The organism is Bradyrhizobium huanghuaihaiense, assembly GCF_007830635.1.
In the GTDB taxonomy this organism is placed as follows: Bacteria; Pseudomonadota; Alphaproteobacteria; order Rhizobiales; family Xanthobacteraceae; genus Bradyrhizobium; species Bradyrhizobium huanghuaihaiense.
The window spans coordinates 1-12489 of the sequence record NZ_VLLA01000003.1; the positions used below are offsets into that span (position 1 = coordinate 1).

10 protein-coding genes are annotated in these 12489 nt (G+C 61.5%); 3 read left to right on the forward strand and 7 right to left on the reverse strand.

The features are described from left to right. The coding region (locus IQ16_RS07550; protein WP_145831347.1) for a response regulator transcription factor at positions 1-2378 on the reverse strand (2378 nt) is incomplete at its 3' end. A gap of 164 nt (positions 2379-2542) precedes the next feature. Between IQ16_RS07550 and IQ16_RS07555 the strand changes: the two genes are divergently transcribed. Then, positions 2543-2872, forward strand: coding sequence for a nuclear transport factor 2 family protein (locus IQ16_RS07555; protein ID WP_018646949.1), 330 nt, complete (start codon positions 2543-2545; stop codon positions 2870-2872). Between the two features lie 117 nt (positions 2873-2989). Here IQ16_RS07555 and IQ16_RS07560 read toward each other — a convergent pair whose 3' ends face one another. From IQ16_RS07560 to IQ16_RS07575, 3 genes are all read right to left on the reverse strand, one after another. Next, a complete protein-coding gene (locus IQ16_RS07560) occupies positions 2990-3655 on the reverse strand; it encodes a helix-turn-helix domain-containing protein (RefSeq protein WP_026312611.1) in 666 nt (221 codons plus the stop codon). Positions 3656-5138: 1483 nt separating this feature from the next. Next, positions 5139-5501 carry a hypothetical protein gene (locus IQ16_RS07570; protein WP_018646947.1) on the reverse strand — a complete coding sequence of 121 codons (363 nt, stop codon included), beginning with the start codon at positions 5499-5501 and terminating at the stop codon, positions 5139-5141. 26 nt (positions 5502-5527) lie between these two features. Next, positions 5528-6220, reverse strand: coding sequence for a hypothetical protein (locus IQ16_RS07575; protein ID WP_018646946.1), 693 nt, complete (start codon positions 6218-6220; stop codon positions 5528-5530). Positions 6221-6379: 159 nt separating this feature from the next. Here IQ16_RS07575 and IQ16_RS07580 point away from each other — a divergent pair, with 159 nt between their 5' ends. Beyond that, positions 6380-7948 carry a winged helix-turn-helix domain-containing tetratricopeptide repeat protein gene (locus tag IQ16_RS07580; RefSeq protein ID WP_018646945.1) on the forward strand — a complete coding sequence of 523 codons (1569 nt, stop codon included), beginning with the start codon at positions 6380-6382 and terminating at the stop codon, positions 7946-7948. A gap of 138 nt (positions 7949-8086) precedes the next feature. Here IQ16_RS07580 and IQ16_RS07585 read toward each other — a convergent pair whose 3' ends face one another. Further along, positions 8087-9325, reverse strand: coding sequence for an MFS transporter (locus IQ16_RS07585; protein WP_018646944.1), 1239 nt, complete (start codon positions 9323-9325; stop codon positions 8087-8089). 130 nt (positions 9326-9455) lie between these two features. On the opposite strand from IQ16_RS07585, the gene IQ16_RS07590 reads away from it, so the two are divergent. Further along, entirely contained in the window at positions 9456-10067 is a 612-nt protein-coding gene (locus IQ16_RS07590) for a TetR/AcrR family transcriptional regulator (RefSeq protein WP_026312609.1), read from the forward strand. A gap of 470 nt (positions 10068-10537) precedes the next feature. Here IQ16_RS07590 and IQ16_RS07595 read toward each other — a convergent pair whose 3' ends face one another. Both IQ16_RS07595 and IQ16_RS07600 read right to left on the reverse strand, forming a co-directional pair. Next, complete coding sequence (locus tag IQ16_RS07595; RefSeq protein ID WP_018646942.1) at positions 10538-11911, reverse strand: PleD family two-component system response regulator; 1374 nt, start codon at positions 11909-11911, stop codon at positions 10538-10540. A 14-nt stretch (positions 11912-11925) separates the two neighbouring features. Next, positions 11926-12291, reverse strand: coding sequence for a response regulator (locus tag IQ16_RS07600; protein ID WP_008566616.1), 366 nt, complete (start codon positions 12289-12291; stop codon positions 11926-11928). Between the last annotated feature and the right edge of the window lie 198 nt (positions 12292-12489).

Here is a 12489-nt window from a genome sequence, read left to right on the forward strand (position 1 = left end):
TCGGAGTTGCCGTGGTTCTCCTCAGCCGCCTCGGCCGTCTTCTTGTCATTGCCGACGCCGTTGCCCGGCTTGGAGTCATCTTCAGCCGACTCCCTGGCTGCGGCCTTTTCAGCTCCTTGCTCCGAAGCATGCTCGGAGTTGCCGCGGCCCGCACTGTCGGCCGTTGCGACGCTAGGCTGAACGATCTCGTTCAGCCCCGACGAATCGCCGGTGCCCGCATTGATCGGCTCACTCTTCAATGTGGGATTTTCAACTGCCGTAACCTTCACGCTATGAGCAAGCACGATCGATGATGCGTGAGCCGACGCGGCAGACGCGCCATCGCTCTCTTCCGTTGCATCCGCCGAATCGCTGGCGACACTTCTCGACCTCGTCGACGCCCCCAATCCGGTCCGGGTCTGGCCGAACTGAAACCTCAGGCCATCGTCGGCCCGAATGTTCCAGAACCCAGCAGTCTCGACTGTGCTCTCGCCCGCCCCGCCAATGGCATGGACGTTGTCCGTACTCAGAACAGTCTCATCGGTTGCGGCCGCCGATGTCAGCGCTGCCTCGAGCTGCTCCAAGGTGATCGCGACAGCCGCGCCTTCCGGCTGGCCGACGAAATCCTGCTCCGCAACGGACACGATCCCCTGCAGATGGATCTCCACCAGGCCGCGATCGCCGATATCGAGACTACGATCGGTCTGATTGACATAGACGATCGTTTCATTGCTTGCAGGGTCGTAGATCCAGGCAAGGGTATGTGGCGGTATGGACTTGCTTGCTGCTGTCATATGCAGCCAGGCAAGCGCTCCGAAAGCCGCAAGATTGATCCTGCTCGAGCCGGATCCGAAATCAAAGGCAGCGTCGGAAGAGGTCGAATGGGAATCGATCGGGGAACGAGAAGCAACGTTTTCAACGTTGCCGCCCGTCAGCTGATCGCGGCCATCTCCGCCAAGATCGGCATCCTGACCAAGATTCAATAAGCCAAGCAGTTTTTGGAGGTCGGCACCCGCGCCGTCACCCGCAGCGCCATGACCGATCTGGCCTCCCCCGCCTTCTCCAGCGACGCTTTCGTTTCCAGTGTTCACAAACGCGGAAGACGGCTGGGACTCGTGCGAAGCCGAGGCAGAGTTGTCGACATGACGAGCGCCAGCATCGGCCAGTTTTGTGGTCGCACTCTCGCGGATGAAGCTCACGAAGCCGTCGAGCGACGCTTTGCCCGGATCGTGCGACTGCGCGCCGAGATGAGGGTCGTGCAGCGCATCGATCAACGCACCGGCGAGAGTGGCGAAGGTGCCATATCCTCCCTGAAGCGACATCGGATTGGACGCAAGCCGCGGGACGAGATGGTCCGGGGCCGGGTCACCTCCCATCTGTGCGTTTCCTCGCGGCAAAAGCGCGGGAAGATTGGGTGTGCTCGATCCGACGGGACCGTGGTCTTTCGATGGTTTGGAGACTGCAGACTGCTCGGCCGCGTGCAGTGCTTCGCTTGCCGCCGCCGGGTCCGTGACCTGGCTAACCTTGGCAAGAACGTCTCTCTGCGTGACCGGGGGCGTCTCGCCGGATTCCCAGGCGATGCGGTGCCGGAGAATGGCCTTTTTCCAGGGCTCATATTCGGCGTGCTCGCCCGCGTGGCCGATGCCGTCGTCATCCGGAAGCACGTCGTTCGCTTCCGACGCCTTGAGTTCGTCGGCAATGGCGACCACCAGAAGCGCCAGCGAGAGCGCGCTGAAGCCGGAGGCGCGTTGCAACAATGCGATGGTCGCGAGCACCGTTCTGTTGGTGATCTCGAGCTTCTGGAAAATATTGTACAGATGGACTTTGACCGTCCCATGGGACACGTCGAGCTGGCGCGCGATCTCCTTGTTCGACATTCCCTCCGACACCAGTCGAACGATCTGACGTTCCCGGTGCGTCAGCAGCTCCAGCATCTTTTCGATTTTGCCGCCGTCAACTTCCTTGCCGGTTGGCGAGAGATCGGACTGCTCCAGCGACACACCGCTCTTCGTCATCAGCCTCAGTGATCGCAGCATCGTGGCGGGAGAGGCATACTTCGAAATTGCGCTGCAGGTGCCGGCAGCAATAGCTGCGGTCAGTTCGTCGTAGGTGTCGGACTCGGTGAAGAACACCAGGCGCGTGGAAAGCTTCTCGGCTTTCGCGATCGCGATGATCTTGGAGACCGTCAGGTCCGGCAGGGTGTCGGCAACAAGCGCGACGTCGGGTGCCAATTTCCTGATGGCTTCGAGGCAGCTTGTCCCGTCGCTGGACGATGCGACGACGTCGAAGTCCTGCTGTGCCGCGAATACCGACTTCAGTCCCTGTAGAACGATCGGTTGTCGATCTGCGATCACGAGCCGGATGCGCTGAAATATCCCCTGCTTCGCAATGTCCAACATGAAATATGCCTCGCCCCGGTTCTATGTCCTTCGGCATATGGCCGGGGCCGGGTACGGGTATTAAAATACAATTAATCGTTTAGAGAAAGAGGCTTAGCGGGGTTAACCCGATCACAAATTGCAAGTTTTGACGGTATGATTTTGACGGTATGCAGGTGAGAGATATGTCCTTTGACCCGATGGGCGTTGCGGTTGACTGGCTTGATGCCTACCGCGCTGGCGATATCGAAGCGATCTTGGATATGTATGCCGACGATGCCGTGGTTCACTGCGGCTGCGGCTGCGTCAAAACCATCACCGGCCGCGAGGCACTTCGTGCCTATTGGGTCGATCGCCTCCGGGAATATCCGGCAAGCACCTTGGACGATCTCAATCCCTGGCACGACGGGACCATCCTCTCCTACGTCACCAGTGCGGGCGTCATGAGTGCGCTTTTTGCGTTTGACGCCGCCGGGAGGATCAAGGAGCTCGACTGCAGTCCTCCCCACCACTAGACCTGCGGCGTGATCCACGCCCGCTATGGGCCTCCGGCGGTCATTCAGGCTAACGCGATGCAACATCGTCGGCCGCTCGAACGCCGGCGTTAAGGAAGCTTGCCAGGCTGGCGGCCGTCAGGCGTCGATCTTCGCGAGAGCGCCACGATCGACCAGCTCGAGCCGCCGCTGCGTATTTCCGTCAAAGCGCAGCAGTCCTTCGTCTCGAAGGATCGAAAGGGCCCGGGAGACGGTTTCCAGGGTCAGCCCGAGATAATCGGCGATGTCGCGGCGATTCATCGGCAAGATCATCACATCCGGATGCTGCAGCCGTTCATCCATCTCGATAAGGAATGCCGTCACCCGCTCGAGCGACGTCTTTCGGCCGAGGAGAAGCATATGGCTCTCGGCGTGCTGAAGATTCTGGGTGACGAATTTGATGAGGTCCTTGGTACCCGCGCCTCCATGTCGCACTGCCTCCAGAATGCTGGTGCGTCGCATGAGGTGGACATTGGTTTCGACGATCGCTTCGGCCGTAAAACGGTGAGTCGTCTCGTTCTCGAACCCGAACATGTCGCCGGCCAGGTGGAACGCGTTGATCTGACGGCGGCCGTCCGGCAGGAGCTTGTAGGTGCGCACCGCGCCGGAGATGATCTGGTAGACATATTCGGGCTCTTCGCCCTCGCCGAAGATCTCGGCGCCCCTGCGATACCTGAATTCGCAGCAAGACATCCGCTCACCGGCCAGAGCAGCAAGCTGCCCGTCGATTTGCATGCGGGGTGCGGTGTTGATCCTCACCAGCATCGTTCGCTCTCCCTGAAGGTTGAGCACATGCTAGGCAAATGCGCGCAGGCGAAATTGATCAGGCTCAAATCCGGGAAAAACTAGCAATTGCCCGCGCGTTTTCAAGGCCCTTCTGGAGGAGCCGGGCAAAAGGAAGCCGCCAGCCCTTGGGGAAGCCGACGGCTTTGGGTGGGTTCGCGTAATGGGGCTACGCACCCCCCTTCCCTAGGTCAGCGGAAAGGCGGCCTATTGATCGAGATCAAACAAGCATCGCGATGGTCTTGAGGCGAGCCGAACGTAGCCTGGAGCACCGTGCCGATGGCGCGGTTATGTGCAGACGGACCCTCAACCTTTGATTGCTCAATCATGAATGTCTGTTACCGTGCACATACCGGGGCAGCATTTACGTCCTCGGATTTGGGAAGGACATAGTCATGAGATTCTCATCAAGTCTTGTCGTGCCTTCAACTATCGCCGCCTTGTCAACCGTCTTGCTCTGCGCCCCCGCGGCGTCGCAGATCCCAACCGGCTCCGCCGCCACGCTTCCTCCTGTAACGGTCGACGCGCCGAAGCAGGCGGCAAGGCCTCATAGTCCGGAGCGAGCGACGAACTCCGGGGTATCATCGCGCCGGACTGCATCAACCGCTCGGACGTCGTCTTCGGCCACACGGACGCCTTCCTATGCGCCGGGTTCTGTCATGGGGAGGATTGCCAGCCTGGAGAAAGTCGCCAGCAGCTGCAACGGTGGCTGTGCATCAAGCTTTCCCCACGGCAAGGAGCCCTGGGTCGGATGCAGCGAGTCGGGCGGCGGTCTGAACTATGGCCCCTTCTCGCCAACGTGCCGAGACACCATCACCCATACATCCTACGAGAATTGCGTCGAGACGAAGGTGTTCCTGGGCGAGTTTCGCAACAGAGCCCACTGGTTTTGCAGCAGCCTGCAGGCCGGCAACAGGTTTAAAGTCGCCGATCTCAAGCGGTCAGGACGCACGCGTTAGTTCCTTCTCTCCGCAGGCCTTCTGCTGCGGTTGAGCCCCAGCCCTCTCGTATCCCGGACTCGGTGCAGCGCATAGCGCTGCGTTGCGTCCGGGATACGCGAGCTGGGCTACGTAACGCACCTCAGAGATCGGCGCATTTGGCGTCGGGGACGCGAGTGTGACCCACCTCGCAAAGCGCAGCCCTCGGAGTCGCCGCCGCGGGTGCTGCGCCTTCCGCTGCCCGTGTCGGTGAAGGTGAAGGTAGCGGCACCCTAAGGGCACCGCGCTGCGCCAAAAAGCACGAGAGCGGAGATGCTCCTGGGATTGTAGCGTCTGCTTTACGCGCGGAAGACGACGTCGACGCAGAGCCGTTTGATGTCAGCGATGGGCCATTTCCGGATGTAAGCACCGCAACAAAAAGGAGATGAAGCCTCTTGCTTTAACGAAACTGAGCAACCGATCCCAATGGTGGACCAGACCATCGATCTTGGATCATGCGCGGGGTTCACTAGACGGTGGTCGACGTATCACGTCATGCTGCCCGGAATGAAACAGCGGACACGAGGATGTCCATCGATGTAGTGCTTCCAGACCATGGTCCGTCCTGCAAGATTGGGTTGCTTGATGACGGCGCCGTCTGGCACGAGCACCCATTCGTCGTCGATGCGAACGCGATATTGTCCGTGATCGGACTTCCAATTCGGTTCGGAGACCACGTAGGCGTCGGAGTCCTCACAGCACTTCCCGAATTCGCTTTGCAGACTCTCGAACCAGGGCTTCAGCGGGGAATTCGCATAGCGCCCGTCATCTCGCGCAAATGTCGCGGTCGACACCAGCAGCAGCAGGCAGACTTGAGCTGCCAAGCGCTTCATCGCTCTGATCGCCAGCATTTCGTCACCTCGGCCATCTCGGAAAATCAGTTTCGATTCAGCGCAGCTGGCGTAATGGGCACGGAGCGCAGGAACACGAAGCGGGAGGTCACTGGTATTTCCGCGTCGGCGCGACCATCCTGGCCGATGAGAATGAGACCCGCTCCCCCATTTGCCACGGTCAGGATGACCTCTTCACCAATCCATGTCCGGATCGGGTTCATCCCGATGACGAGAAACTCACCTACGGGCTGGTCCAGATATTGAAGTCTGAGCTGCGGAGCTATTTCGGGCGGTGCAAGCCCGAAGCCCAGTTGCTGCGCGAGTTCGTAGATTTGCCGCAAAGGCACCGTCTCACCCCTGAAGCCTAGATCGGCCGCGGTCACTGTCAGAAGTGTTACCGCCGTTCTGGTACCGCTGAGCGTAAACGCAGGTCGGGCAAGAGCCTCCGCAGCCGAGTTACCGACGCCGCAACCAATCGCACTCAGCGCGGTGAGGAGAGCAAACGTATCCGGGAACGTCCCGATGCTGATCGTTTTCCATTCGGCAACATCCGAAACGGACGTTACTGGACCCATGCGTGTCGGGACAACGGGCGCCGCCTTGAGCACTAACTGCCTCTGCAACACATCGCGCGCCGAGCATTGAGCGTGAGCGTCGTGCGCAGAGGCGAGAACGCATACGACCCAGATCAAGAGCCTCGCTGCAGTGGCAGCCGTCAGTGCAGCCATCCGCCTCATGACATCCTCCCTCGTGACGCGAGATCCGCAAGCAGTTCATACTGTTCAGCCGCGCACGAGGATGCGCCAAGGTCATGAGAAGCGCTTTACAGGCGCCTTCCATTCTTCTTACCGTCTGCTTACATATCAGCTCCACGGGTGCGATCGCACCGCAGGAGGATGCATTTGCTTTACTCCTTTTCGGATTTCACGCTGGATACGGAACGGCGGGAGCTGCGGCAAGGAGCCGAGACAATCTCTGTCGCGCCGCAGGTGTTCGATCTTCTGAATTATTTGATTCGGAACAGGGAACGCGTCGTCAGTAAGGACGAGCTCATCGCCGGCGTTTGGAATGGTCGCATCGTCTCTGATGCCGCGCTGACGACGCGCATCAATGGTGCCCGGAGTGCAATCGGCGACACTGGTGAGAAACAGGACCTGATCAAGACGCTTCCGCGCAAAGGTTTCCGCTTCGTTGGTGCAGTGCAGGAGGCCCGGAGGCCCGCAAATGAGACAGTGGGCGCAGTCGAGCGAACCGGCGACACAACGCCGCGCCTATCCATCGTCGTGCTACCCTTCGCGAACCTGAGCGGTGATCGTGAGCAGGACTATTTCGTGGACGGTGTTACCGAGAGTTTGACCACAGACTTGTCACGCATCAGTGGTTCATTTGTCATCGCACGGAACAGCGCATTCTCATACAAGGGTAGAGCAATCGATGTACGGCAAGTCGGCCGCGAATTGAACGTTCGCTACGTGGTCGAAGGTTCAGTACAACGCAGCGGTAAGCGGCTTAGGATGAACGTGCAGTTGATCGATGCGAATAGCGGCCAGCATCTTTGGGCGGAGCGCTTCGAGAAGCCCGTCGTCGACCTGTTCGACATGCATGACGAAATTGTATCCAGGCTCGCCAATACATTGGGTGCCCTGCTCATCGAGGTCGAGGCGCGGAGAGCCGAGCGTAAACTGGACCCTGATGCAATGGATTTGTACTTCCAGGGTCGGGCCTGGTTGAGGAAAGGCTCTACCCCCGAATACATAACTCAAGCGCGCAGCTTCTTCGAACGCTCTCTAAAGTGCGACCCCGCCAACGTCGAAGCGATGATTGGGTTGGCAAATGTTGATACGTCAGTTGGCGCCACCTTTACGACGGATGATGGGCCTGCGCGGTTTGCAGCGGCCGAAGCGATGGTGAATAAAGCATTGTCCATGAGGCCGAACCATGCGTCGGCCCACTTGGCTCGGGGTCGGGTCCAAATCTTTACGAACCGGCCGGCCCAAGCTATCCGTGAATTCGAGCATACGATAGCGCTGGATCCGAATAGGGCCAACGCTCACGCCGCCCTTGGTTTTGCCAAAATCTATTTAGGCCTCGCCGAGGAGACAGAAGGCCATATACTCGAAGCTCTACGTCTCTCTCCGCGCGATACTGAAGTCTACCAGTGGGCATCTTTTGTGGGCGTGGCCAAGCTGCTGCTTGGTTCCGACGTCGAAGCCGTCAGTTGGCTCCGACGAAGCACTGAGGCGAACCCCAACTTTCCTATCGCTCATTTGGCGCTCGCCGCTGCGTTGGGCCTGACTGGCGCGCTCGATGAGGCGCGAACTGCTGCAAGAACGGGGCTTGCACTAAACTCAGGTTTCACCATCCGTCGCTTCCTCACCGCTCAACAAAGCGACAATCCGACTTTCCTTGCTGGGCTCGAGCGCGCGTGTGAAGGCTTCCGCCTCGCTGGCGTGCCGGAAGGGTGATGGACGTTTCCAGTCAAAAACCGACTTCAGCGCGTTCCTGCGCTACGTCGGCTTCGGGTCACGAGCGGCCCATCAGGGCCAAGCAGCGCGGCGTCCGCTGCAAGCTGCCAAGCCGACGAAAGCGACCACCCGCCTCGCCTACGCCGTCCGCAACACCGGCGCCGGCGGCTGCGACGGGCGGATCAGCGCGAACGCGACCTGCACGATGCCGCCGGCAAGGCCGAGCGCGACGCCGATGCGCCAGGCCATGGTGTAGGAGCCGAGCGCGTCGTAGAGCACCCCTCCTCCATAGGCGCCGAGGAAGCTGCCGATCTGGTGGCTCATGAAGGCGAGGCCCTGGATCATCGCCTGCCAGCGCAGGCCGAACATCTCGGCGACCGCGCCCGCGACCAGCGGGCCGACGCCCATCCACAAAAAGCCCATGATCGCGCCGAACAGCAGCGTCGAGAACGATGTGGCCGGCAGCATGAAGTACCAGGCGAGCGCCAGCGAGCGCAGGATGTAGATGCCGCCCAGCAGCGCCAGCTTGTTCCAGCGCTGGCCGGCCCAGCCGAAGAACAGCGAGCCAAGCACGTTGAAGCCGCCGATCATGCCGAGCGTCTGCGCGCTCAGCATCGGATCGAGGCCGCAGATCGCAAGGTACGACGGCAGGTGCGTGGTCAGAAACACGAGCTGCATGCCGCAGACGAGATAGGCGCAGGTCATCACCACGAACGGCGCGTTGCCGAACGCCGTCCTTGCCGCCGTTGCGGCCGAGGCATCGCCGATGTCGTCAGCCGCCGGCTCCGGCAGCGGGATCTTGTCGATGCGACCGGCATACCAGGCGGCGGGGATCATCAACACCGACATGACGACGAAGCCGGCGAGCCCGATGCGCCAGCCGAAGCCTTCGTTGAGCATCTGCCCGATCGGCGCCGACAAGAGCGCGCCGAGCGAGCCCGCGCCGGAGACGATGCCGAGCACGGTCGAGCGCACCGTTTCGGGCACCGCGCGCGCCGCCACCGACATCGCGATCGCGGCTGCGGTGCAGGCCAGCGACGTCCCGATCAGCACACCGGCGCCGATCATGATGCTGACGAGCCCGTTGGCGGTCGCCATCAGGGCGAGCCCCGCAATGTACATCAACGCGCCCATGATCATGATGGGACGGAAACCGTAGCGCACGGTGAGCGCGCCGGCGGGCGGCTGGAGAAAGCCCCAGGCGAGGTTCTGCACAGCCAGCGCCAGCGTGAAATCCGAGATCGAAATGTGGATGTCATGCGTCAGCGGCTGCATGAAGATGCCGAGGCTCTGCCGCAGCCCCATGCTCAGCGTCAGCATGATCGAGGCGCCGATCAGGATCGGCAACGTCGGACGCAGGACCTGCAGCAGGGGCATTTTTCTTCTCCCTTTTGGGCGCGGCACGGGTGCCGTCGTCTGTTTTTGCCGATGATTTTGGTTACACAGACCTGTGTACTTAGGCTATAGTTGGCCACGGCTGTCAAGCGAACAGGATGCGCGCTACCGCATGGCTCCCCCGCCCGCCCCACAGACGATGAAAGAGCGGATCCTTCAGACCGCCGACAAGCTGTTCTATCTGCAAGGCATTCGCGCCATCGGCGTCGACACCATCGCGGCCGAGATCGGCATCAGTAAGCGCACGCTCTACAACCACTTCCCGTCCAAGGACGCGCTGATCGCGGCTTATCTCGAGCGCCGCTTCGTTCACGCCCGCCCTTCCGACAAGCCGCCGGCCGAGCAGATTCTCGCCACCTTCGATTCGCTGGAGCGGCGATTTGCGGCGAAGGATTTCCGCGGCTGCCCGTTCGTGAATGCGGTCGCCGAGCTCGGGCCCTCCGACCGCGCCGTGAAGAAGATCGCAATCGCCTTCAAGGAAAGCCGCCGCCTCTGGTTTCGAGACCGCCTGACCGAGCTCGGCGTTGCCGATGCGGAGGCGCTCGCAACGCAGCTCGTGCTCTTGGTCGACGGCTCCATCGCACAGGACCTCGTGCGCGACGATCCGGCGATGGCGCGCGCGGCGAAAGAAGCGGCGACGGTGTTGTTGCGGAACGCGGGGGTGGATGTGGGCGGCGACGGTGCGGTGAAGCACGTGAAGGGGCACAAACGCACGCCACAATAACCACTGTCGTCCCGGACAAGCGCAGCGAAGCGGAGTGCAGATCCGGGACCCATACCCACAGGGAGATGTTTGGCGAAGACTCGTGGTTGGCAGCTCGCGCAATAACCCTACCCTGGGGTTATGGGTCCCCGCGTTCGGACGACAGTTGCGGGTGGAGCTGCAGCACCCGTCCCACTAATCAACCCTGCCAATATGCTCCTGTTTTGCCCGACGGGTCAAATGCCGCTACCTCCAGCGCAAGCCGTCTTGCCACCCACGCAAGTCCTTGATCCGGCTAGCGCCGGCTACTGTGCATGGGGTTGTTTTCGCACTTTTGTTTTTGACGGTGTCGTCCCGGACAAGCGCAGCGCAGAGGGAGAAGTTTGACGAAGACTCGGAGTTACCAGCTCGTCTTATAATTTCTGCTTGGAGTTATGGGTCCCCGCTTTCGCGGGGACGACAGCGGAATATGAGGCGCTTACCGATCAGCCTCACGCCGCCTGCGACACCACGCGATTGCGGCCGTCGTGCTTGGCCCGATAGAGCGCGGTGTCGGCGCGCTTGAGGACGTCGGCGACCGCCTCGCCCTTCTGCTCCAGCGTGGTGAGGCCGATCGAGATCGTGACCTCGATGCGCTTCGCCCCTTTGTGGATCGCGAACGGCTCGCCCGCGATCGAGCGGCGCAGGCGCTCGGCGACCATGCCGGCGACGTGGAGATCGGTCTCCGGCATCACGATGACGAACTCCTCGCCGCCGTAGCGGCAGGCGAGATCAATGCCGCGGATCGACTTGCGCACGCGCACCGCAAATTCGCGCAAGACGTCGTCGCCGGCATCGTGGCCGTAATTGTCGTTGATCGACTTGAAGTAGTCGATGTCGAGGATCATGAGCGCCAGCGGCTTGCCGCGGGTCGCGGCCTGCTCGGCGAGCGTTGCCAGATGGCTCTCCATGTAGCGGCGATTGTGCAGGCCCGTGAGCGCGTCGGTGATCGCCATCTCGATCGAGTTCTGCACGTTGTCGCGCAAATGATCGGTGTAGCGGCGGCGGCGGATCTGGGTGCGGGCGCGCGCCAGCAGCTCGGTCTTGTCGATCGGGCGCAGCAGGTAGTCGTTGACGCCGATCTCGAGGCCGCGGAGCAGCCGCGTCGAATTCTCGGGGTCGGCGATCGCCAGGATCGGCACATGGCGCGTGCGCTCCAGCGAGCGCGCTTGGCTGCATAGGCGCAGGCCGTCGAAATTGTTGAGGTCGAGCGAGACGATCAGGAGGTCGTAATTGCCCTCGGCGGCATGGAACAGCGCCTCCGTCGGGTTCGGCTCGACGTCGATGGTGTGCTCGGCGGCGAGGATCGTCGCCAGCCGCTGATAGGAGGACTCGCGGTCGTCGACCAGGAGGATGCGGCCGCCCTTGCCGGTGTCGGCCACCGCGCTGCGCTCGGGCGCCTGCATGCCGATCTCGAGCGAGGTGATGGCGCGCATGCGCAGCTCATCGGTCATCATCTTCAGCCGCGTCAGCGAGCGCACGCGCGCGATCAGCACGACGTCGGAGACGGGCTTGGTGAGGAAATCGTCGGCGCCAGCCTCGAGCCCGCGGTTGCGATCAGATGGGCTATCGAGCGCGGTGACCATCACGACGGGAATGTGGTGCGTGGCCGGATCTGACTTCAGGCGGCGGCAGACTTCAAAGCCGTCCATGTCGGGCATCATCACGTCGAGCAGGATGATGTCGCACTCGGAGCGGCGAGCCATCGCCAGCGCCTCGGTGCCGTTCGAGGCGGTCATCACGTCGAAATATTCGGCGGACAGGCGGGCCTCTAGCAGTTTGACGTTGGCAGGAACGTCATCGACGACGAGGATACGCGCGGACACTTTGCACTCACTTCCTATCCGATAAAACGCCGGACCGTCTCTATGAATTTGCCGACCGAGATCGGCTTGGACAAATAAGCCTCGCAGCCGCCCTCGCGGATGCGTTCTTCGTCGCCCTTCATCGCGAACGCCGTGACCGCGACGACGGGAATGGCGCGCAGCTCCGGATCGTCCTTGATCCAGCGCGTCACCTCAAGGCCGGAGACCTGCGGCAACTGGATATCCATCAGCACGAGGTCGGGCCGCATCTTGCGCACCAGATCGAGCGCCTCGTAACCGTTGCTGGTGCCCGAAGTCTGGTAGCCATGTGCTTCCAACAGGTCGCGGAAGAGCTTCATGTTGAGCTCGTTGTCTTCCACGATCAGGACGGTCTTAGCCATCCCGCCCTCCTGATTGGCACGAAGCCGGATACATGTGACGCCTCAGGCGCCGCTCGCCGGCGCTTCGAAAACTGGATTCAAACTAGCCTCAGATTCGCTCTAGTTTCGTTAAACCCGAGGGGCCACTTTCTGCGATGTGGTTTCCAGTTGCTTGCCCCGGGATCGCAAGACTCAAGGCGGAGACTCGGGCATGATGCA